The 21389-nt window shown below is 59.6% G+C and carries 19 protein-coding genes; all 19 read right to left on the bottom strand.

Annotated elements, in window-relative coordinates; translation table 11 throughout:
• Positions 1 to 3: 3 nt before the first annotated feature.
• The 19 genes from NBG89_RS19120 to NBG89_RS19210 all read right to left on the bottom strand — a co-directional run bounded on the left by NBG89_RS19120 (position 4) and on the right by NBG89_RS19210 (position 21304).
• Positions 4 to 834 carry a carbohydrate ABC transporter permease gene (locus NBG89_RS19120; RefSeq protein ID WP_431323720.1) on the bottom strand — a complete coding sequence of 277 codons (831 nt, stop codon included), beginning with the start codon at positions 832 to 834 and terminating at the stop codon, positions 4 to 6.
• Between the two features lie 4 nt (positions 835 to 838).
• Positions 839 to 1774: a carbohydrate ABC transporter permease gene (locus tag NBG89_RS19125; protein WP_431323721.1), complete on the bottom strand. Its 936-nt coding sequence runs from the start codon at positions 1772 to 1774 to the stop codon at positions 839 to 841.
• A gap of 85 nt (positions 1775 to 1859) precedes the next feature.
• Positions 1860 to 3119 (bottom strand): ABC transporter substrate-binding protein, encoded by a 1260-nt coding sequence (locus tag NBG89_RS19130; RefSeq protein WP_431323722.1) that lies wholly within the window; start codon positions 3117 to 3119, stop codon positions 1860 to 1862.
• Positions 3120 to 3157: 38 nt separating this feature from the next.
• Complete coding sequence (locus NBG89_RS19135) at positions 3158 to 4324, bottom strand: PLP-dependent transferase (RefSeq protein WP_431323723.1); 1167 nt, start codon at positions 4322 to 4324, stop codon at positions 3158 to 3160.
• The gene (locus NBG89_RS19140; protein ID WP_431323724.1) at positions 4321 to 5043 is read right to left on the bottom strand and encodes a FadR/GntR family transcriptional regulator; all 723 of its coding nucleotides are present in this window, start codon (positions 5041 to 5043) and stop codon (positions 4321 to 4323) included. Before NBG89_RS19140 ends, NBG89_RS19135 begins: the two co-directional genes overlap by 4 nt.
• Before the next feature lie 690 nt (positions 5044 to 5733).
• Complete coding sequence (locus NBG89_RS19145; RefSeq protein ID WP_431323725.1) at positions 5734 to 6108, bottom strand: hypothetical protein; 375 nt, start codon at positions 6106 to 6108, stop codon at positions 5734 to 5736.
• A gap of 406 nt (positions 6109 to 6514) precedes the next feature.
• Positions 6515 to 6727, bottom strand: a complete 213-nt coding sequence (locus NBG89_RS19150; RefSeq protein WP_431323726.1) for a hypothetical protein — start codon at positions 6725 to 6727, stop codon at positions 6515 to 6517.
• A 1552-nt stretch (positions 6728 to 8279) separates the two neighbouring features.
• Positions 8280 to 9293 (bottom strand): GlxA family transcriptional regulator, encoded by a 1014-nt coding sequence (locus NBG89_RS19155; RefSeq protein ID WP_431323727.1) that lies wholly within the window; start codon positions 9291 to 9293, stop codon positions 8280 to 8282.
• Positions 9294 to 9331: 38 nt separating this feature from the next.
• Positions 9332 to 10330 (bottom strand): 4-hydroxyproline epimerase, encoded by a 999-nt coding sequence (locus NBG89_RS19160; RefSeq protein WP_431323728.1) that lies wholly within the window; start codon positions 10328 to 10330, stop codon positions 9332 to 9334.
• 13 nt (positions 10331 to 10343) lie between these two features.
• On the bottom strand, positions 10344 to 11195 hold the full coding sequence (locus NBG89_RS19165; RefSeq protein ID WP_431323729.1) for an ABC transporter permease: 852 nt from the start codon (positions 11193 to 11195) through the stop codon (positions 10344 to 10346).
• Positions 11192 to 12040, bottom strand: a complete 849-nt coding sequence (locus NBG89_RS19170) for an ABC transporter permease (protein WP_431323730.1) — start codon at positions 12038 to 12040, stop codon at positions 11192 to 11194. Before NBG89_RS19170 ends, NBG89_RS19165 begins: the two co-directional genes overlap by 4 nt.
• Before the next feature lie 23 nt (positions 12041 to 12063).
• On the bottom strand, positions 12064 to 13155 hold the full coding sequence (locus NBG89_RS19175; protein WP_431323731.1) for a quaternary amine ABC transporter ATP-binding protein: 1092 nt from the start codon (positions 13153 to 13155) through the stop codon (positions 12064 to 12066).
• Between the two features lie 84 nt (positions 13156 to 13239).
• Positions 13240 to 14091 carry a glycine betaine ABC transporter substrate-binding protein gene (locus NBG89_RS19180; RefSeq protein ID WP_088705478.1) on the bottom strand — a complete coding sequence of 284 codons (852 nt, stop codon included), beginning with the start codon at positions 14089 to 14091 and terminating at the stop codon, positions 13240 to 13242.
• Positions 14092 to 14170: 79 nt separating this feature from the next.
• Positions 14171 to 15517, bottom strand: a complete 1347-nt coding sequence (locus NBG89_RS19185) for an NAD(P)/FAD-dependent oxidoreductase (RefSeq protein ID WP_431323732.1) — start codon at positions 15515 to 15517, stop codon at positions 14171 to 14173.
• On the bottom strand, positions 15514 to 17031 hold the full coding sequence (locus NBG89_RS19190; RefSeq protein WP_431323733.1) for an aldehyde dehydrogenase: 1518 nt from the start codon (positions 17029 to 17031) through the stop codon (positions 15514 to 15516). The genes NBG89_RS19185 and NBG89_RS19190 overlap by 4 nt, the downstream gene beginning before the upstream one ends.
• Positions 17024 to 17935, bottom strand: coding sequence for a dihydrodipicolinate synthase family protein (locus tag NBG89_RS19195; protein ID WP_431323734.1), 912 nt, complete (start codon positions 17933 to 17935; stop codon positions 17024 to 17026). Before NBG89_RS19195 ends, NBG89_RS19190 begins: the two co-directional genes overlap by 8 nt.
• The gene (locus NBG89_RS19200) at positions 17932 to 18648 is read right to left on the bottom strand and encodes a GntR family transcriptional regulator (protein WP_431323735.1); all 717 of its coding nucleotides are present in this window, start codon (positions 18646 to 18648) and stop codon (positions 17932 to 17934) included. The genes NBG89_RS19195 and NBG89_RS19200 overlap by 4 nt, the downstream gene beginning before the upstream one ends.
• Positions 18649 to 19068: 420 nt before the next feature.
• A complete protein-coding gene (locus NBG89_RS19205) occupies positions 19069 to 20415 on the bottom strand; it encodes an NAD(P)/FAD-dependent oxidoreductase (protein WP_431323736.1) in 1347 nt (448 codons plus the stop codon).
• A 1-nt stretch (position 20416) separates the two neighbouring features.
• Entirely contained in the window at positions 20417 to 21304 is an 888-nt protein-coding gene (locus NBG89_RS19210; protein WP_431323737.1) for a dihydrodipicolinate synthase family protein, read from the bottom strand.
• Positions 21305 to 21389: the final 85 nt, after the last annotated feature.

Raw genomic sequence — 21389 nt, forward strand, 5'->3', positions numbered from 1 at the left:
TGATTAACCCTTGACCGCGCCGGCCGTCAGGCCCTGGACGAGATAACGCTGGATGAGCAGGAAGAAGAGACCGGCCGGGATGAGCGCGAGCACGCCCGCTGCCATCATCTGCCCGAAATCCACGGAGAATTTGGAAACGAAGGTCAGAAGCCCGACTGGGAAGGTTGCCGCGTCGTTGCCGTTGATCAGCATGAGGGCAAAGAGCAGTTCGCTCCACGCGGCGGTGAAGACGAAGCCGAGCGTTGCCGCGATGCCAGGCAGCGTCAGCGGCAGGATGATCTGCCGGAAGGCGGTGAACTGCGTTGCGCCGTCGATCATCGCCGCTTCCTCGAGATCCTTCGGGATCCCGTCGAAGAACGACTGCATCAGGAAGGTCGCAAAGGGCACGTTGAAGGCGGTGTAGACGACGACGAGGCCGGTGAGGCTGTTCGTCAGGTGCAGCGGCGTCAGGATCTTGAAGATCGGCGCGACCAGCATGACGAGCGGGAACATCTGCGTCAGCAACATCAACGCGACGATCCAGTATTTGGCCCGGAAATTGAAACGCGACAGGGCATAGCCTGACAGCGAGGCGCAGATCGTGACGACAACGGCGGTCGAGGCCGAGACGATCAGGCTGTTCTTGAAGAAGGTCGGGAAGGCGCTGTGCTGGATGACGAAGGTATAGTGTTCCCAGGTCGTCCGCGAGGGCCACATCCGGACCCCTTCGGTGTAGAGCAGGTCGTTCGGCGTCACCGACACCTTGAGAAGCCAGAACAGCGGAAACAGCGCAAAGACGATGTAGCAGAGAATGGCCAGGCGATGCGCGATAGTGGGGAGAATGGATCGCTTCATGGCATCAATCCTTGTTCAGCAGGGTCTGCCGCAGCAGGATGATCAGCATCGAATAGGCGAGCAGCAGCACCAGCAACACCAGCGCGATCGCCGAGGCGTAACCGAAGTCCAGGCGCTTGAAGGCCTGCGTGAAGATGTAGCTTGCAACGATCTGCGTTCGGTCGGCCGGTCCGCCGCCGGTCATGACGACAATCAGGTCGGCAAAGTTGGACACCCAGACGGTGCGTAAGAGCACAGTGATGGCAATAGTCGGTGCGAGGAAGGGCAAGGTGATCGAACGGAAACGCTGGAACCAGCCGGCGCCGTCGATGGACGCCGCCTCGTAGAGATCGCGCGGGATTGCCTGAAGTGCGGCAAGCAGCGTGATCGCAAAGAAGGGGATGCCCCACCAGACATTGGCGATGATCGGCCCCCACATGGCATGTTGCGGATCAGAGAGGATATTTCCCGGTTCGCTCACGAGGCCGAGCGCAAACAGCCAGTGCGGGATTGGCCCGATCACCGGATTGAACAGCCATGCCCAGTTGAGACCCGCGAGGAAGGATGGAACCGCCCAGGGCAGGAAGACGAGCGCCTGCACCACGCCCCTGCCCCAGAACGGCTTGTCGAGCAAAAGCGCGAGAATGAGGCCGAAGACGAATTGCAGGAGGACGGAGGCGCCGGTCCACCACAGCGTATTCTTCAATGCACCATAGAAGGCTGCGTCTTTCGAAAGTGCTCGAAAATGCTCAAGCCCGACAAAGCCGCCCGAAAACGGATTGAGCAGCTGGATGTCGCGAAATGCGTAGGACACCCCGATCGCCAGCGGCACCAGCATCACCGCAATGATCAGGATCAGCGACGGGGCGCTGTAAAGATAGGGTTCGGAGGCATCGGCGACGCGCTTCAGCCAGGGGCGTCTGTCCTGGCGCCTGTCCAGCGTATCGGCAGTCATGGTCATCAGGCAAAATCCGTTTCGCGGCGCGTTCTGCGCCGTCGCAAGAACAGTGAAAGAGGCGGCGGACAGGTCCGCCGCCGGTGGTCCGTTACTTCTTGGCGAGGAACTTCTGCTGTGCCTTGGTCAGATAGTCTGCCCACTGGTCAGCCAGTTCCTTTGGCGTGATGTCGCCGAGAAGCGCCTGCTGCGTCGTCTTGATGGCGAGCGAGTCCTTGAAGAAGGCGAATTCCTCGAGGTAGGTCGGCATGACAGTCGGAACGACGTTCGGATCGGCCAGTTCCTCGAACCAGCCCTTGAACTGCTCGCCGGCATAGAAGGGATCCTTCTCGGCCGATGTGTGGACGGGAAGCGCGCCCGTCCGCTTGTTCCACTCGATATTGCCTTCCGGACCCTCAAGCGTTTCGATGAGCTTCCAGGAAAGATCCTTGTTCTGGCTCGTCGTAAACATCGACCAGCCGGCGAATCCGATTGTTGTGAAGGCCTTGCCGGCTGGGCCGGCCGGCATTTTGGTTACGCCGAAATCATCCGGCTTCATGCGCTGGGCGATGGCGATCAGAGCGTCAGGGTCCTGGTCGAGCATTGCGCAGGTGCCGGAATAGAAGCCGGCGACGGTTTCATTGAAGCCCCAGTTGACGCTGTCCTTCGGCGTCAGACCCTTCTTGTAGAGATCGACGACCCATTCGAGACCCTTTGCCCAGCCTTCGCTGTTCATCGTCGAGGTGCCGTCCTCGTTGAAGAACTTGTTGGAGCCGGCCATCGTCGCGCCGAACATCACCCAGCCGTTCAGACCGCCCGGACCGCCGCGCAGGCAGTAGCCGGACTTGCCAGGCAGCTTGGAAACCTTCTCGGAGGCCGCGACGAAATCGTCGAGCGTCTTCGGCGGTTCGGAAACGCCGGCTTCCTGGAAGAGCTTCTTGTTGTAGAACAGGGCGCGCAGATAGAAGCCGTAGGGCAGCATATAGGCGGTGTTCTTGACGTCGCGGCCGAGTTCCAGCGCGCGCGGCGTCAGGCCCTTGGTGTGCTCCCACTTGGCAAGATAAGGCTCGAGGCTTTCGAGCATGCCGTTGTTGGCATAGAGCGAAAGCCAGGTGTCGGGCATTTCCATCACGTCGGGGGTGTCGCCGGCCGAAACCATGGTGGCGAACTTCTGGAAGGCTTCGTTCCAGGGCAGCGAGATGATGTCGACCTTGGTGCCGGGATTTGCGGCCTCGAACTTGCCGACGATCGACTTCAGCGTCTCGGTGCGTTCGGGGCTGGTGATGACCTCGACCAGTTTCAGCGTGGTATCGGCGAGCGCCGTGCCGGCCATCATCGTGGCGAGTAGAGTGGCGGTGATCAGTCTTTTCATGCTTGCTCCCCTTTTTTCAGGTTTTCAGGTTTTGAACGTTACGATGCGACCTCCAGTGCCGCCTCGATGTCCTTCCACAAGGCCTCTGTTCCTTCGAGGCCGACGTGAAGGCGTACGGACCGCGCATGGATCCCGAAGGCATGCGCGGAATTCGGCTGTGCCTTCTGCTGAAGGACGACCTCGCCTGGTACGATCAGGCTTTCATGCCCACCCCAGCTCACTCCCAGTTTGAAGAGCTTGAGGTGATCGGCGAAGGCGCGGATATCGACACCCTCGCGGAATATGAAGGAAAACAGGCCCGACGTGCCGTTGAGGCCCGCAGGCAGGCGGTTGGCAAGGCCCGGATGGCAGACCGTCTCCACCACGTCGAGCTCCTGCAGGCGCTTGGCGATCGTCATCGCAGCCGCCTCATGCGCCCGCATGCGGATCGGCAAGGTGCGCAGGCCGCGGATCAGGAGCCACGCATCGAACGGTGACAGCTTGCCGCCGAGATAGGGATAGGCCTCCGCCTTGATGCGGGCGATCATCTCCTTCGAGCCGGCGACGACACCGGCCACGACGTCGCTGTGGCCGCCAAGATATTTCGAGGCCGAATGAATGACGATATCGACGCCGAGCGAGATCGGCTGCTGGAAGTAGGGGCTTGCCCAGCTGTTGTCGATCATGGTGACGATGCCATGCTTTCTGGCGAGTGCTGCGAGCGCGCCGACGTCATGGGTTTCCATAACCCAGCTCGTGGGGCTTTCCATGTAGAAGACCTTGGCGCCGGGCAGCGCCTTTGCGACGGCTTCCTCGTCGCGACCATCGACATAGGTCACTTCGACCTTCATGCGTTTCAGGATGGTGCCGAACAGGCGAAAGGCATCGGGATAGACATGCTTGACCGCAACGATCCGATCGCCCGGCTCGACGAAGGACAGGACTGCCGAGGAGATCGCAGCCATGCCGCTCGCAAAGCCGAGCGCATCTTCGGCACCTTCGAGCTTTGCCAGCATTTCCTCGAACATGCGAACGGTCGGGTTGAGGCCGCGCGTATAGATCGGACGCACCTTCTCGCCGCGATAGGAGGAGATCATGTCGTCGTAGTCTGAAAAGGTGAAAAGCGACGTCTGGAAAATCGGCGGCACGACAGCTTCGGCGAAGTTTCCTTCGTCGTGTGCGGTGATGAGCGAGGCAAGATCGAACGCGTCTGCGCCGTTATTCATTTCGACATTTCCTTGATATCTTCCTCGACAACCTCGAGGATCTTCAGTGTCTCTTCCCGTGCGGCCTCGGCATCCCGGGCGGCGATCGCATTGAAGAGCGTACGGTGAAAGGGGAAGGAGCGGCGGGCGAAATCCTCGCGCTCGAACGGGTGCTGCCAGAACTGCCAGAAGGTCTCGCGCATCTGCTCGAGAAGCTGGCGAAAGAGCGGGTTATGGGTCGCATCGTAGATGGCAAGATGGAAGGCGAGGTCTTCCGGGCCTGATGTACCCTTCTCGATGTGGACGCGTTCCATCTCGTTGAGATTCTGCTCGATGAGAACGAGATCCTTGTCGGTCCGCTTTCTTGCGGCGACCATGCAGGCCTCGCATTCGATCCCGCGGCGCACCTCCAGCGTCTGCAGCAGCACGTCGCGCAGATGGCCGGTGTCGAGGGAAAGCGGCATATGAATTGTCGCCTTCGAAACCGGTTTCAGCAAATAAGTGCCGCTGCCCTTGCGTGTTTCGATAACGCCGAGTGCCTGGAAGTGTCGGATCGCTTCACGGATCGTCGAGCGGCCCACCATCAGCGCCGACATCAGTTCGCGCTCAGCCGGCAGCCGATCGCCGGCTTTCAGCTGCGCGCTCTGCACATAGTCGGCCAGCGCGTCCGTTACCTGACGCGCCCGATCGATCGGCGGAAGCGGCCGGATAAGCGGCCTGTCGTTGACTGATGCCTTCATGGTTCCCCAGTTTATTACAGGCATAGATCTCTAAATTGGTCTGACATCTTAGCATTTCGCAAAGATTAGGGGGCGTCAAGGGCTTTCTATGGCCCCGAGCGGTAACCGCGCCATGGACGACATGGAGTCTGATGGAACTTTCAGGCTAGGCGAAAGTTGACACGGGTGAGGAGCGCCAATGATCATCCTCTCTCCCCACAAGCAACCGCGGTGTGTCGTGGGGTGAGGCTCTCTCTGGCGCTCCTCCTGCTTTAGGATGAAAAGTCCGCGGCTTCTGAAGAAAGAGCCGCGGTCGGTCTGATCCTTGACGAACTAGCATCAAGGGCTGTGTCGCGTGCTCAAAGAAGTCATCGAGGATTGGCCAGCCGCAAGGCTGCGATTGAGTGCGACGTCAGGGCCGGCATTGAAACGTTATTCAGCAGATCGCGGGTCGCGGCCGAACATATCTTCGAAAGCGGTGAGTGGCTACGGACGATAAGATCTGCACTCTCTCGGTCGAGGTCGGCAAACAAAGCACTGATGAAATCGTTCTGTTGCGCCGCCGTGGAAGCTACGGCGGATGATGCCCGCAACTACGGATGTGCGCGACGTCCGATCTCGTAAGGCGTCGGGCATCCTTGGAGCCGAGCATACCCCTGGTCACCTGCCGGCAAAGGCATGGCGCATATGCGGGTTCTGGCGTGAACTGGGCTACAGGCATATAGCGTCATATTGAGCTTTCACGTTAGATACTGAACCAGCATTAGCCTCCCAGAAAATCCGCCAGCTCAGGCTACAGGGAAAGCTCCCCTTTTCAAAAACGGCGCGTCGACCTGCAATATCGACCGTGAAGCCTTCCGTGACCAGGTAGGTCACAAGCTCTCTTTCAGTAGTTGTTCCAGAGAACTTGACAGCAATTCTCCTTTGAAACTCCTTCTCGCCGTCGGAAAGCTTTCTGGGGAGCCCTTTTGCGATCTCTGGTAGCAATGGAAGGGGTGGGTACATAATCAGGTATGCACATCCGACTACGCCTCCACCTACGGCAATCGACGATATGAAACCAATCAGAAGAATTCTTCGAAGCATTTCTTCGGGTTCTCCGTTTTCGGGGGAGGCTCGAAAAGCGCGGCGTTGGCGTCCACGTTTATTCCGGCGTATTCCGCAGCCATGATAAACGCGGCCCTGGCGGCTTGGTCTGTGTCTCCAAGGCTCTCAGGCAGGCAACGACTGCGCCACGCCACGCGCCGCCCTCCTGCTTTCCGGCCGGCGCGTCATCAAGGCGTCGCCCATAGCCGCAACCGACCTCAGCACGCGATAGACACCGGGGCGCGCGCATCCAAGTCTATGCCGAGCGGCCGGATTGGCATTTCGGAGGGCTCTTCCATGAAGGCCTCACCCATGACGTCAGATCATCGTCCGTTTCGTTGGATCGATATCGACAATGATATCAGCACTGTCGTTTTTTCTGTGAGCCAACCTTTCGGTGGATCCACTATGCGTCAGGATGTAATGCGTTGGCGAGCGCGATCGACAGGCTCTCACGCGTCCGGAAACCGGCCTCCATCAGGTCAAGCGCCGTCGTGGTCACCGCGCGGGCGCACTCGCTTTCCGGGTCCATCTGGTTGGTATGGCACCAGGCGCCGATGACGGACGTCAGGACTTCCACCTCTACGTTTTCCATTGTGATGAATGTGGGGAATTGCATGGTGCGTTCCTCCCAATAATGGCAAGAGCGCTGAGTGGTCTCTTAATCGGACCGTGCCTTGCATCTGGTCCAACGCCCACATTGTACGCTTTTTCGCAAGACGTCGCTGAAAAAGAAAAAGGCCGGAACGAACACTCGTGCCCGGCCTTCCTCGATGCATCTCGACAACGACTGCCAGTACCTCCCGTGTCAGCGTTGGAAATGCAGTAGGGCCAAACTAACGCGCACCGGACCGGATTCAAGTTCGCTTTTGGAGGAGGATGCAGTCCGCGCGGGAACTCATCGTTTCGACGAAAGTTCTTCCGGAAAGGGAGAACAGCAATGCCTTCTCGGACCGGCGACGTAACCTCGAAAACTGAAGAATTGCGCCCTCAAAAGACAGCTTCGTCTGCTCTTCCGGCGTTGACGCTGGAACAACAACGACTGGTCGACGCGTATTGTTGTGGTCAAATCGAAGAACCGTTGTTTCAACGGCACCTTGCGAGCGATCCGGTCTTGGCGCGTTACGTTCGCATGAAGTGTCGCCCACCCCGGGAGGGATGGTTGCCACCCACCTCAGGAACGCCATTGAAAGGGAATGGGCACTGACGTTGCGGAGCTAGCGCACGCAATCCATATCCTTGCTAGCCGTACCACCTCGCTCGGTCCTGACATCTTTCTGCTGTCTGCAGTCGAGTTTGCCGGTGGAGTCGGTACGATTTGGATCGACTGCCTTTAGTCTGGACGACTTGCCGAAGCCACCAGGGTTTGTGATGCTCTCCTGCTGAGAGGTAGAGTCTTTCTGGCCTATCGACGGTCCGGCCTCGTCGGGCAAAGACTGCGCCGACACCGACGTGAACATGGTCAAGGTGACAAGGGCCGTTAGGGGCAAGCAAGCACGCATGATGAACCTCCGCGATTGTTTGGCAGTAACCGCAGCGCGAGCAAGTTGTTCCTGCGCCATCACGGTGACAGGTGCCTTACCATCCGCCGGGCGCCTTTGTGCCCACATTTGCAGCGCATGCGGCCGGCGAGGTTGCCAAGCGTCAAGCCCCTCCCAAACTTCCGCTGGATCTCCCACCGATCGATCGGCTTCCGTCGTTTGCATTGCGGGCATAGCGCGAACAGCGCCTCGTCTTGGGCGAGCTCTCCAAGCGTTCTTTCGCTGTCGGTTTTCGGTGGCGGGACCTCGATGCCCAGCAGCTTCTCGGCAGAGTGGTCGAACCTTATCTGGCAGTTGTCGTTGAACGGCGCATCGTGTCCACGATTGCAGCCAAACTCCCTTGCGAAGTCACAGCGAAATTCCGGCATCGGCGTGTTGCCGTAGCGGGCGAGGGCATCCGCGGCGGGGCCATTGATCTGCTGCGTTCGCATTTGTCGCACGAGTACCGGAGCTCGTGGCCGATGAAGTCGGACGGGTATAGTAGGCCGTGCGCACAGGGCCTCTCCTCGAAGAGGTTGCCGACAGCCGCATGATGTCGAGGTTTGTGCTCCCGCCCGAGCTGGTAGAGAGATGGCGTCCCGCTAAGGCAAAGGCATGCCATAGCTCTTTGATTGTTCCGATCTGAGGCACCTAGTGAAGTGGCAGTCCTGAGGCCCGAAGTTGGGTGGGCGTTTGGCCGAATGTGCGCTTGAACGTGCGGGTGAAGTGGGAGGCGTTCTCGTAACCGACATCGAGCGCGACTTCGATCAGTGACGCCTTCGATTGCAGAAGCAAGGCCTTTGCCCTTTCCATCCGCACGCGCGTGTAGGCTTTGGCGGGAGACATCCCCGCCTTTTCCAAGAACAACCGCTCGAGCTGGCGCCGCGAAAGGCGAACCGAAGCCGCGAGCTTGAGAATGGTCATGCCGCCCTCGACATGCTGCTCCATCAGGATCATCGCGGCCTTGACGCGGTTATCCTCGTACTCGTCGTGCAGCGGACGCCGAGGCTGAATGTCGCCGGCGGAACGCGCCTTTTCGATTTGTAATATTTCCAGCGCATGTCTTTCGGCCTCGCGGCTGATGTAACGCCGGACAAGGACGGCTGCGACGTCAGCTGCACTGCTACCGCCGGCACAGGAACCGCGTTGCCGGTCCAGGTTGAATATCCTGTCCGATCGTACGGCAAGGTCGGGAAAGCGCTCTTTAAACTCCTTGTAGTGGAGCCAGCTCACGCATGTTTCATGGTTCCTCATCAAACCAGCGTCGGCAAGGATGAAGGTGCCGGTACACAGGCCGATCAAGGGCACCTTGGCGGCATCCGCGCGCTTCAGGAATGTAATTGTGTCGTGATCGACAGGGTTTTTCGCTGTGAGAAGGCCTCCGACAACGACAATGTAGTCGAACCTCGTCGGATCCACGAAATCCGAAGTGGGTGCTACCTGGATCCCGCAGCTTGATGCAATCAGGTGCCTCGTGCTTCCGAGCACTTGCCAGTCCGCCAGCACGCGTCCGGAGCGATCATGTTCATCGCTCGCAAGCCGCAGCGTATCCACGAAAAGCGCGAACGCTGAAAGCGTGAAGGATCGAGCAAGCACAAATCCAACCTTTAGACGGCCGGCGGATTTGCCGACGGCGTCTCCTTGCCGATAGTCTTCTGGTTGCATCTCAATCTCCTTGATACTGGACCGTTGCCGTCCGTCACTCACCTTATCTGAAAGCCGTGTGCCAGCGGGTCGCGATCATCGACGAAGATTGTATTGTGACCGACAACGCGGGCCCAGCCGCCTATGCTCGGAAGGATGCCCTTATACACACCAATGTCGACGTCCCCCTCAACCTTTCCCTGAAACACTGTTCCGATGAGACTCTCATGTCGGTAAGAAGAGCCGATGGCAAGCCGTCCCTTCCCGTGCAATTGGGCCATCCGTGCCGAGGTGCCGGTTCCGCCAGGTGACCGGTCTATCGCCTTGTCTCCATAAAATACGGCGCATCGGCCATCCGACTGGTCATTGACCGGTCGGTCGCACCAGATTGCATGATGAACGCCGCGAATTCTCCCGTCGTCCGGATGAACCGGGTCGCAAACGTCAGCGAGTGCCTCTCTCAGCCCCCGGCTGAAGCCGATGACTTCGGCCGCCGTCATGCCGTCAAGTCCTGCCCAGTTCTCCTGTGGCTCGACGACGGCGTAGTAGTTGCCGCCATAGGAAATATCGACAACCAGCCGCCCCATTCCAGGCACGTCCACGGCGACGTCCGCTTCGTGCAGATAGCTCGCCACATTATAGAGGCGGACTGCGTCCACATATCCATCCTTTTCCTCATAGGCGACGTCGACCCGTCCCGCCGGCGTTTCGATGGAAATACGCCCCGGTGTGCGAGGCTTCACCAGCCCTTCCTCGATCGCGGCCGTCACGACACCGATCGTTCCAGCCCCACACATCGGGAGGCACCCGCTCACTTCGATGAAAAGGACCGCGAAATCGCAATCGTCACGATAGGCAGGATAGATGATTGCTCCCGACATGATGTCATGCCCTCTAGGCTCGAACATCAAGGCCTTGCGCACCCAGTCGTGGTCGCGGACAAAGAGCTCGCGCCTCTCACCCATCGGAAGATGGGGGAGTAGCGGGCCGCCGCCGGCAACGAGACGCACCGGATTTCCACACGTGTGGGCGTCGATGCAGAAGAAGCTGTTTCTCATATCTTTCCTCGAGTCACGCTCTCCGAAGCGCCCCGTCACGGTCGAGAAGACCGCGGCTCAACCGGTCGAGCAGGAGCGCAACTGCCACGATTGCCAGCCCCGCGCGCAAACCCAGCCCCATTTCCATGCGGGTCAGACCGCGCGTCACCTCGGCGCCAAGACCACCTGCTCCAACCAGGCCCGCCAGAACGACCATGGCCAGCGAAAGGAGAATGCACTGGTTCAGGCCGACCAACAGCGTCTGCTTGGCCAGCGGAATTTCGATCTTCCAAAGCACCGAACGAGGATGGGCACCAATCGCGCTGCCAAGCTCCACGAACTCACGCGGCACCTGGTTGAATGCCAAGGTGGTCAGTCGCAACATCGGCGGTATGCCGTAGACGATTGTGGCAATGATGGCCGGTACGCGCCCAAGGCTGAAGATCATCACCGCGGGGATCAGATAAACCCACGGCGGGACGGTCTGCATGACGTCGAGCACTGGTCGGACGATGGCTTCAAGGGTCTTGTAGCGCGAGCAGAGGACGCCAACAGGAAACGCGATGAGCACCGAGATCAAGACCGCGACGGTCACAAGCGCAACTGTCTGCATTGACGCCGTCCAGAACCCGACGATCAGGCAAAACCCCAGGCAGAGACCCGCGAGGATTGCCGCTCGCAGATTCACCGCCAGAAAGGCCGCGACGACGACGATACCAATCAGGACAACAGGCGGCACGAAAAGCAGTGCGGCCTCGATTGCCGACAGAACGGCCTCCACCAAATAGCTGATCGCGGCGAACAACGGATGCAGGTTGGTGTTCAGCCAGTCAACCGCCGGAGCCAGAAAAGCGCCCGGCGAAAATTGCAGGACCGACGGGTTCATGATGACCTCCCTGTTCCAAGCCGAGCCGCACTCTGTGTTATGCGGTCGAGGACCATCGTCAGGACGACGATTGCGATTGCGCCGTTGATGGATGTGGCGATGTCGAGCGTGCGGATCGCGCCATAGATCGTCTCTCCAAGCCCGCCCGAGCCGACGATGCCGGCGATAACGACCATGCCGAACGCCATCATCAGGCTCTGGTTGATGCCAGCCATGATGCTGGGAAGGGCAAACGGCAGGCGGATCTTGAAGAACATCTGGCCCGGTCGCATTCCGCTTGCCTCACCAAGTTCGATGAACTCCCGTGGCGTCATGCGGATCCCGAGCGAGGTCAGCCGGATTGCCGGCGGCATGGCAACGACGATGGTGGCGATAAGGGCAGTCGCTGGACCATAGCCCAGCAGGGCGATCGCCGGCAGCAGATAGATGTATGGCGGAAGCGTCTGGATCAGGTCGAGGACCGGTTTTATGAAGCGGTCGAGAGCCGTGAGGAAACCTGCTGCGATCCCGACGGGGATACCGATCGCGAGTGCGAGCACCGTTGCCGTCAAGACCAGTGCCAGGGTACTCATCGTTTCGGGCCAGAGCCCCATGGAAAAGCACAATAGCAGCGCAACGCCGCCAAGGATCGCGAACCAGGCGCTCACCAACCGCCAACCCACCAGCGCAATGATGATTGCGACGACATAAAACGGCGGAAACTGCAGCAGCCACAGGATTCCACCGTAGAGCCCCTCGAGAACCCATCTGAGGTAGTCGAAAAGGGATTCTCCGTTCTCGCTGACCCACTCGAGCGCGGTGTCGGTCCATTCGTCGAAGGTGTCAGTGAAGCTTGAAATGTCCATGTCACTCAGCTCCGGTTCAGCGCTCAGGCGGCCGCGCGATCATTGTTGGAGGTACCCTTGACGCCCATGAGGAGGCTGCGCGGTGTGACCACGCCGACGACCTCATTGTTGTCGACGACGGCAATGGCGTCGCGGTCTGACTGCATGGTCAGCGTGATCAACTCGTCGATGTCGGCATCCGGAGTGGTGCGCACCAGCGACGAGATGTCGGAGTGCGGCTCGTTGCGTTGAAACTCGCTAACGCTGTGCATCACGGAATGCGCCTTGATCAGATGGAGCCGCGATATGCCGGCCACGAACTCGGCGACGTAATCGTCCGCTGGATTGAGGATGATCTCCTCGGCAGTACCTGTCTGGATGATGACGCCGTCCTTCATGATGGCGATGCGGTCACCGATGCGGATCGCCTCGTCGAGATCGTGTGTGATGAAGACGGCGGACTTGCCTAGCGACTTCGTGAGCTGGCGAAACTCGTCCTGAAGCTGGCGACGGATCAGCGGATCGAGTGCGCTGAAAGGCTCGTCCATCAGGATGATTTCCGGATCGGAGGCAAGCGCGCGGGCAAGGCCGACACGTTGCTGCATACCGCCAGACAATTCCTTCGGGTAACGGTCAACCCAATCTGCCAGGCCAACCGTTTCCAAGGCAGCCCTGGCGGTCTTGTTACGCTCGAGCTTGGGGATACCCTGGACTTCCAGGCCGAAGGCCGCGTTTTCGAGCACCGTCCGGTGTGGAAGCAGTGCAACGCTCTGGAATACCATGCCGATATTCCTGGCGCGCATCTGCCGAAGCTCGGCCGGAGACAGCGCGGCAATATCCTTGCCCTTCACGAAGACCTTTCCGGAGCTTGGTGCAATCAGCTTGTTGAGCAGCCGGATGAGCGTCGACTTGCCGCTACCGGACAGGCCCATGATACAGAAGATCTCGCCGCGTCGTACCTGCAGGCTGGCGTTGGAGACGCCAACGACGCAGTTGAACTCCTTCAGCACGTCCTTCTTGCCCAGTCCACGTTCGGCGATCGATCTCATGGCGGCGGCGGACTTGTCTCCAAAGACCTTCCAGAGGGATTGGCAATCAATCAGGACTTCATTGGTATCGGCATTTGTGGCTTTCATAGCGATCCCCTTGAGCCAATTGGTGCTGGCTTCTCTCATTGGGTTTCAAGGGCCGCCCGACCGGATCGGACGGCCCTCTCACGGTTAGTTCTTCTTGATGTTTTCCCAACGCTTAATCAGGTCGGCATGCGCTGCGATCCAGCCCTGGACAGCCTGATCCATCGTCTTGCCATCCTTGACCTCGCCGTTGATGGCGGTGATGTCGGTGATCGGAACGTAGACGCTGGCCATGACTTCACGGGCGTGCGGGTTTTCTTCGGAGAACCCTTTCTTGCCGATCCAGTAGTAGCTCTGCGGGGGCGGGAAGACACCCTTCGGGTCCTTGAGGTACTTCACCTCGTATTTCTGGACCATCCACGACGGCTCCCAGATCGTAACAGCGATCCACTCCTTGCGGTCATAGGCCGACTTGAGGGCAGCCGTCATCGCCGCCGTGCTGCCTTCGACGAGCTGCAGCTTGATGTCGTAGTCCTTGACGGCGTTGGAAGAGTCACGCATCAGACCGGCGCCCGGCTCGATGCCGATGATCTTGCCGCCGAACTTGTCGGCGTTTTCATTGAGCTGTTCCAGAGAGTCGATCGGAACGTATTTCGGAACCGCGATGCCCTGGTAGAGGCCGTGGGAAACCGGCGAAATTTTCTCCAGACGGTTCTTGTTCTTGTTCCAGTAGTCCTGGGCGACATAATCCGTCTGCGAGGTGAGAACCTGGATGTCGCCCTTGGCAAGAGCGGCATAGGCGATGCCCCATTCGGAGAACTCGGTCACCTTGACGGTATAGCCGGCATCTTCGAGAACCTTCTTGGTGATACCGGTGATGGGCGTCAGGTCTTCCCATGACATCGTGCCCATGTTGATGGTCTTTTCTTCCGCGCGAGCAGGAAGGATGCTGATCCCGACCATCGCGGCGGCGCAGAGCGCTTTCCACAAAGTCTTCATTGTTCTTACTCCTAGTTCTTGTTCCCATTCTCGTTGAAGACCTGCGTTAGGCTCAGTCTTCACATTGCGCGGCAAGGGATCATCCCTCGCGGCCTGCACGCAATTCCTGCAATTTGATCACCGAATTGATCCCCAGCCACGCAAACGGCTCGGGCGGCAGTCTCGTGGGCGCCGGATGATCCATGTATTTGTCGAGTTGTTCCGAGCCCGTTCCGGTCGCAAGCTCGGCCGCGAGCACACCGGCAAGTGTGCTCTTCACGGTCCCGAGGCCATTTTCGCAGCACGCCGAGAACAAGCCTTCGTCGATTTCCCCGAAGGCCGGCATGTGATTGCGACTGAGGCAAAGGCGGCCGGCCCAACTGTATTGGAACGGCAAATCGGTCAATTTCGGAAAGCGTGCGTCAAGCGAGTGGCGATGGGCGGCCGCGAGCTTGGCCAGGCGTTTGTCGGTGACGGTGACCGTCCGGTCGTAGGTGTATTTTGTGCGAAGGACGATGCGTGAAAGGCCGTTCGACGTGATCTTGCGAACCGTTGCGCCCATGGCATCGGCCGGGAGCAACGCCCACCTGTCCTTCCCGGATGCTGCGTGTGCGATATCATTCGCCGGAAAAGCAGCCGTCATCGACGCATAGGCAAATATATGGATCAGCCGACCGCGAAAATGGCCGAAGTCCTCGATATGCCCGTTGACCCCCAGGATGACCTTCGGCGCGGTAACCGAGCCCCGTGTCGATTTGGCAGTCCAGGTCCCGCCCTCGCGCCGCAGTTCCGTTACAGGCGAGCGTTCGAAGATGGTCACGCGTTGGCCAACGCCGGCCGCAAAGCCGCGAACATAGTCAGCGGGCTGGATCATGACCGCACCGGGCGTATATAAACCGCCGAGGTAATAGTCGGAGCCTGTGAGTTCGCGCATTTGCGATCGGTCGAGGAACACATGTTTTTCACCGATGCGCCGAAGCGACTCGCCGTAACTGACGTTCAGCTTCATTCCTCGCGTTGTTGCGGCGGCATTGATCTTGCCCGACGGGTCGAATGTTTCCCGGGACATCCCGTATTCGTCAGCAGCGCTCTTCGCGAAATCGATAGCAAAGCGGTTTTGCGCAATCTCAAGCGCGGTTGCCGTTTCGCTGGCGCCCGAATACTCACCCGCTGAGAGATTGTGCGGCACATCGATCATGTAGCCGGAGTTTCGGCCAGCCGTGCTCTTGGCGACTTCTCCCGCCTCCATGACGACGATCTTGTCGCCCGGTCGGATCTGCGAGAGCCGTCGGGCTGCGGACAATCCTGCAAACCCGGCCCCGACGATGAGCCAGTCAGCCGCCACACTGCCTTCGAGCGTCCGCATGGGCGCGATGCGGTTGCTGATCGCCTCCCAGCCGGAGACGCCGGATTCAGCGGGGAGCCGTCTGACGATAGTCTTCGTCATCGGATTGTCTCGTCAACCGAGCGATCGGAAACGTCGATCCAGATCGTCTTCAATTCGCAGTAGTTGTCGTGGGCGAAAATGGACTTGTCTCGACCGCCGAAGCCGGACTCCTTGTAGCCACCGAACGGCGTCGTCGCGTCCCCTTCCCCGAAGCAGTTGACGGTCACCAGGCCTGCCCGGATGTCGCGGGACAGCCGAATGGCGTTACGCAGGCTGCCCGTGTATACGGAGGCGGTCAGACCGTAGTTGGTGTCGTTGGCAAGGGCGACAGCCTCGGGAAGGTTCTCGAATGTCGTCACCGAAAGGATCGGTCCAAAGATCTCCTCTTGGAACAACCGGCTCTCCGGCGTGACCCCATCGACTACAGTCGGCTCGATAAAGGCACCTTTATACGTCGCGCCGCCGTGGGCGAGCGAAAGGTTCTCCGTCTTGACGTCGTCGAGAAACGACTTCACTTTCTCGAAATGGTTCTGACTGACGAGGGCGCCTATGCGGTTCTCCGGATCCAGCGGGTCCCCTGTCTTCCACTCGCGCATGTAGGCGCCGATCCGCTTCAGTAACTCTTCCTTGATGCTTGAATGAACGATCAGGCGGGATGTCGCCGAGCAATTTTCGCCCATATTCCAGAAGGCGCCGTTGACCACCTGTTCGGCAACGAGATCGAGATCCTCCGCGTCCTGAAGCACGACCGCAGGATTCTTGCCGCCACATTCGAGGACCACCTTCTTCAAATTGGAATCCGCCGCGTAGCGCAGGAAGCGGCGTCCCGTCGGCGTCGAGCCCGTAAACGCAACCATGTCGACGTCCATGTGGAGCCCGATCGGCTCGCCGACGTCCCGGCCGCTGCCGGTCACGACGTTGAACACGCCGGCTGGAATGCCCGCCTCATAGGCGAGTTCGGCGACCCGTAGCGTTGTCAACGTCGTTTCCTGTGCGGGCTTGACGATGACCGAGCATCCGGCGGCGAGAGCCGGACCGATCTTCCAGGCCAGCATCAGCAACGGGAAGTTCCACGGCAGCACGCAGCCGACGACGCCGATAGGTTCGCGGACCACCATGGCCAAGGCATTCGGTCCGACGTTGTTGGTGTTGTCGTAAAGCTTGTCGATCAGTTCCGCATGCCAGCGGATCGTATGGATCGTGTCAGGAATATCGACGGTCTGGCATTCGCGGACCGGCTTGCCGCTGTCGAGGCTCTCCATGACGGCGAGTTCGTGCCGGTTGCGTTCGATGAGCTTGGCAAGCTTGAGGAGGATCTCTTTTCGCTCACCAGGCGAACGCAGCCGCCAGCGACCGTCGTCGAAGGCCTCCTTTGCCTTGGCCACCGCATAGTCGACATCACCTGTATCGCACGCGGCGATCTCGGCTAGCGTTTCGCCTGTCGCCGGGTTCGTAGACTTGAACGTGTTGCCGGAGATTGCCGGACGAAAGGAGCCGCCGATGAATGCATTTGTTGGCAACTGAATATCAGCAGCGATCGCCTTGTATTCGGCAGCGGTCAAGGGTTCATGCATGGTTGGCTCCCGACGTGATGTTGGCGACAGTGCGCTTCAAGGTGGCGACGACCGTCTGCAGCGTTCGTTTTTCCTCAGAGTTGAGGGGCCGCAGCGGCGCACGCACGGATCCGGTTTTGAGCCCGATAATTTCGCAGCCGTGTTTGATGGACTGGACGAATTTGCCGCATTCAAGGAAGTCCATCAGTGGGAGCATCGCGGTCATGATCGCGCGGCCCTTGTCGAAGTTCTTCTCGCGTACGCAAGCCTCATACAGGGCGACGTGTTCGCGCGGGAGGAAGTTGGATCCGGCGCAAACCCAGCTTCTTGCCCCCCACGCGAAGAATTCGAGCGCCTGGTCGTCCCATCCGCAGGAAAGGGCGATGTGCGGAAATTTCCTCGCGAGCAGATGAAGGTTGCCCATGTCGCCGGAACTTTCCTTGATGGCGACGACATTCTTCGACTTGCCGACGCGCGAGAAATACTCCTCGCCCATCATCACCCCCATGCGGGCCGGGTAATTGTAGAGCATGATCGGCAGATTGGCCGCACGGTCGACGGTCAGCGCGTGAACGGCATTTTCCCGCTCCGTCGGAAGCGCATAGGGCGGTGTGGAAACGAGGATCGCATCGGCGCCGATTTCCTTGGCGGCCTTCGCGTATTCGACCGAATCCTCGGTCCGTGTGGCACCCGTTCCGACGATGAGAGGCAAGCGGCTCCCGATGACGTCCTTGGCATAGGCAGCGAGGTCAAAACGCTCCTGGCTTGTCTGGGCGTAGTACTCGCCCGTCGACCCGCCAACGATAATCCCGTGAACCCCGGCCTCGATCAACGTTTCCAGGACGGCCGCGAAGGCTTTCCGGTCGATCTGTCCGCTTTGATCGAGCGGCGTGATGGCCGGGGTGTAGATCCCCTCGAATTTCACTGTGATTTCTCCAATGTTTTGGCAGCCGGAGCGCCGATCAAGACGTCCGCTTTCAGTCCCTGCGGCGCGATGAACATCTCCATGTTCTCGCGGGACAATTCCCAATGTTCAAAGACGAGATCGACGACGGCGTCCTCATCGTGCGCCGCCAGTGCTTCGATGAAGGCGTCATGGTGTTCGACCGCCACCTGCAGGCGCCGCTTCATGTCGTCGTTTCTCGGCCTGAAGAAGGTGTGACCGATCCGGGCATGGTCGATGAGCAGGCGGCCAAGGCTTGGCTGCAAATAGACGTTTGCCGACATCTCCCCGAAAATCTCGTGGAAGCGGTTGTTCTCGAGGACCATGCTCAGCGCGTCCCGGTCTTCGCTGGCCTTGCGGAAGCGTTCCTGCGTATGTTTCAAGTCCGCAAGCTGTGATGATTTGAAGTTCTGGACCGCTAATCGACCGATGGCCGCATAGATCATTGGCGCGACCAGAAAGAAGTTTCGCAGCGTGGCGTGGTTCATCGGGATGACACGTGCGCCGCGGTTTTCGCGAATATCGACATAACCTTCGCCTGCCAGTCGACGAAAGATGTCTCGCACCGGCGTTCGTGAAAGGCCATAGCGCTCGCTCAGACTGGCTTCGTCGAGATCGGCGTCGGGGTCGAGCTCCATCGTCAGAATTTGACGTTTCAGGTCTTCGTACAGGTTGCTCTTCACGGTCTTCGCCATGTGTCACTCCACGCCGTTGGTTGCGCCATGGCTAAAACATGGCACGCATCTAATATGCTGTCAATAAATTGTGTACTTTGCGTACACAATAAAAGTTCTGGAGGAATACAATTATGGGTGAGTATGGTCTAACTAGCTGTAATAGCTAGTGGATCCGTAATGACGATTTGCTTCGCGTCACTGTGGACCAAGGGCTGGATGAAAGGAATCGGAGGCGAACTCGGCATTGGGACAAGCCGAGAAGTCCAAGGACCGGCCACAGGCAGCTATCGGCCATGGGCACGTCCAGTCTGAAAGAGACAGACGTTGGGGGTGGCAAGGGATGGCGCAGCCCACGCATTCCAGCGTGAAACCTCGGCCGATGAAGCCCAATTCCGAGTGCGTCCGTCGCCAGCCTAGCGGTTCGTGGCGACCCTGCGCTCACTCGGCTCCGGCGCGCCATTCACGATATGCGAGGTGAACCTTCGCGCCGATCGTTGTAAACGGCTGTGGTGGCAATGTTGCCGGCGCGGCCAGTCGCGCGTAGACCCGGCCGAGTTCAGAGTCGTGACCAAGAGCCAGTTCGGCAGCCGCGATCCCGGATGCTGTCGAGTTCGAGGCTCCGAGGCCGTTACAGCCGCATGCGGCAAATACGTTGCGCTCGACTTCGCCGAAGGCCGGGACATGGTTGCGTGTAATGGCCATGGCACCTGCCCAGCGATATTGCATGTTCACCCCGTGCAAGTCGGGGAAGCGTTGACCGAACTTTCCGTCATGCAGCTGTCCGGCGTGCCTTATCGCCGCGTCATTCACCTTAATGCCGGGATTATAGCTGTAACGTGAGCGCACCAGAATCCGGTCGCTGCTTCCCGTGTTGATGCGACGAACGGTCGTTCCCATCGGCAGGGCGGGCGTTGCCGCCCATTTTCGTTCTCCGCCAAGACGAGAGGGGTCGAATTCTTCGGTAAGCGAGGCATATGTGAAGACATGGAGCAGGCGCCCTCGGAAGAAACCGAAGCTCTCCGCATGCCCGTTGTTCGCCAGAATGATCTTTGCCGCCTGCAGAAAACCCTGCGGTGTCTTGACGAGCCAGCCGCTCTCGCGGCGTTCAAACGAAAGTGCAGGTGTTCGCTCGAAAAGCCTGATCGGGTCGTTTAAGCTGTCGGCAACCGCGCGAATGTAGGCGGCCGGCTGTATGATGACCGTGCCGGGCGTGAAGAGGCCGCAGGTGTAGGCCGGCGATCCGGTCACGGCGCCAATCTCCCTGGCGCTCAGCAACCGATGATCCTCGCCCATCCTTGAAAGCTGCTCGGCGTAATCCACAAGGTGCTTGTCGCCTTCAGGGCTTATTGCAACGCTGTAGCGTCCGCAGCGGTCGAAGATGTCTCTGCCCCAGCCGTATTCCTCTGCCATTTCCGTGGCCAAGGCAATCGCCGAGCGCTGGATCAGCACCGACTGTTTGAACTTGTTTTCGGTTTCTCCGCTGAAATCGTCGGAGGAAACCTCGTGCGGAAGGTCGATAATGAAACCCGAATTCGCGCCCGCAGGTCCTTCGCTGACGACCCCAGCTTCCAGGATTGCAACGCTGGCGGAAGGATCCAGGCGCGAAATGCGCCGGCCTGCTGAAAGACCGGCAAAACCTCCGCCGATGATGACGATGTCGGCGGTGACCGATCCGGTCAGCGCGGGGCGTGGCGTGCGCGGTGGAAGGGTCGCCACCCAGCCCGAAACGCCGGCGCTTTTCGGAAGCCTCGACGCGACAAAGACGTCTTTGGAACCGGGGGACACGTCACATCGCCTCCCGTTCGATCAGCGTATCGAGGGACTGCCGGACCGCCGGGATCCGATCGGCGGAAAGGCCGCGCAAGGGCTTTCGCGGGGATCCGGCACCGTAGCCGGTCAGTTGGGCGGCAGCGTAAACGGTTTGCACGTAATCACCCTTTGAAATGAGGGCCATCGCCGGCTCAAGCAGCTTCCACAGTTCGCGAACCTCGACCCAGTTGCCGTTTGCGGCGGCGGCCACGATTGAAAGGCATGTTTTCGGTGCGAAATTCGCTCCTCCCCAGATCAGGCCGTGGCAGCCGGCATAGAGCGCGTATGGGACAAGGCTGTCAGCGCCGTTCATGACGAACTTGCCGGTGCGAACAAGCTCCGCCTGTTTGCCAAGATCACCGCCACTATCCTTGACGGCGCAAAAGCCGGGAATTTCGCTGAGCTTGGTCAAGAGCTCCGGCGTAATCGCAACGCCGACCGCCTGCGGTACGTTGTAGCCGATCACCGGAAGGCCGGCCCTTGCGACCTCGGCGTAGAAATCGAGGATATCCTGATCATCGGTCGGTCCTTCGAAGAATGGCGGAAGAACCATGACCCCTTCGGCGCCGGCATCGCGGGCCCGCGCGGTCCGCTCGACGACATCCTCGACGAGAAGGGCGGAAGTCTGAGCGATGACCTTGGCGCGACCGTTCACGATGCGCGCGCCCCGTTTGATCAGTCCCTCGGATTCTTCCTTGGAAAGATAGACATGCATGCCCGTTCCGGAACTCAATAGAAAGCTGCGGACACCTGCTGCGAGGTATCGCTCAATGTTGTGCTCAAGTCTGCTGTAGTCGATGCGTCCCGCGTCGTCGAACGGCGTGGCGATCGCAAGATTAAGGCCTGGAAACTGGAATTCTGGCATTCGTGGGTCCTCCTGAGTTAAGCTATCGGAAGCTCAAGCCGGATGGCCTTGAGCTGCGTGAATCCATTGATCCGGCGCAAGCATC

The organism is Rhizobium sp. YTU87027 (assembly GCF_050644135.1).
GTDB lineage: Bacteria > Pseudomonadota > Alphaproteobacteria > Rhizobiales > Rhizobiaceae > Rhizobium.

Bases quoted from the DNA above. Each gene is read 5' to 3' on its own strand.
- NBG89_RS19140 (WP_431323724.1), bottom strand. From the start codon at position 5,043: ATGAAGGCATCAGTCAACGACAGGCCGCTTATCCGGCCGCTTCCGCCG.
- NBG89_RS19160 (WP_431323728.1), bottom strand. From the start codon at position 10,330: ATGAGAAACAGCTTCTTCTGCATCGACGCCCACACGTGTGGAAATCCG.
- NBG89_RS19145 (WP_431323725.1), bottom strand. From the start codon at position 6,108: ATGCTTCGAAGAATTCTTCTGATTGGTTTCATATCGTCGATTGCCGTA.
- NBG89_RS19120 (WP_431323720.1), bottom strand. From the start codon at position 834: ATGAAGCGATCCATTCTCCCCACTATCGCGCATCGCCTGGCCATTCTC.
- NBG89_RS19135 (WP_431323723.1), bottom strand. From the start codon at position 4,324: ATGAATAACGGCGCAGACGCGTTCGATCTTGCCTCGCTCATCACCGCA.
- NBG89_RS19175 (WP_431323731.1), bottom strand. From the start codon at position 13,155: ATGAAAGCCACAAATGCCGATACCAATGAAGTCCTGATTGATTGCCAA.
- NBG89_RS19130 (WP_431323722.1), bottom strand. From the start codon at position 3,119: ATGAAAAGACTGATCACCGCCACTCTACTCGCCACGATGATGGCCGGC.
- NBG89_RS19210 (WP_431323737.1), bottom strand. From the start codon at position 21,304: ATGCCAGAATTCCAGTTTCCAGGCCTTAATCTTGCGATCGCCACGCCG.
- NBG89_RS19125 (WP_431323721.1), bottom strand. From the start codon at position 1,774: ATGACCATGACTGCCGATACGCTGGACAGGCGCCAGGACAGACGCCCC.
- NBG89_RS19155 (WP_431323727.1), bottom strand. From the start codon at position 9,293: ATGCAACCAGAAGACTATCGGCAAGGAGACGCCGTCGGCAAATCCGCC.
- NBG89_RS19165 (WP_431323729.1), bottom strand. From the start codon at position 11,195: ATGAACCCGTCGGTCCTGCAATTTTCGCCGGGCGCTTTTCTGGCTCCG.
- NBG89_RS19170 (WP_431323730.1), bottom strand. From the start codon at position 12,040: ATGGACATTTCAAGCTTCACTGACACCTTCGACGAATGGACCGACACC.
- NBG89_RS19200 (WP_431323735.1), bottom strand. From the start codon at position 18,648: ATGGCGAAGACCGTGAAGAGCAACCTGTACGAAGACCTGAAACGTCAA.
- NBG89_RS19150 (WP_431323726.1), bottom strand. From the start codon at position 6,727: ATGCAATTCCCCACATTCATCACAATGGAAAACGTAGAGGTGGAAGTC.
- NBG89_RS19190 (WP_431323733.1), bottom strand. From the start codon at position 17,031: ATGCATGAACCCTTGACCGCTGCCGAATACAAGGCGATCGCTGCTGAT.
- NBG89_RS19185 (WP_431323732.1), bottom strand. From the start codon at position 15,517: ATGACGAAGACTATCGTCAGACGGCTCCCCGCTGAATCCGGCGTCTCC.
- NBG89_RS19180 (WP_088705478.1), bottom strand. From the start codon at position 14,091: ATGAAGACTTTGTGGAAAGCGCTCTGCGCCGCCGCGATGGTCGGGATC.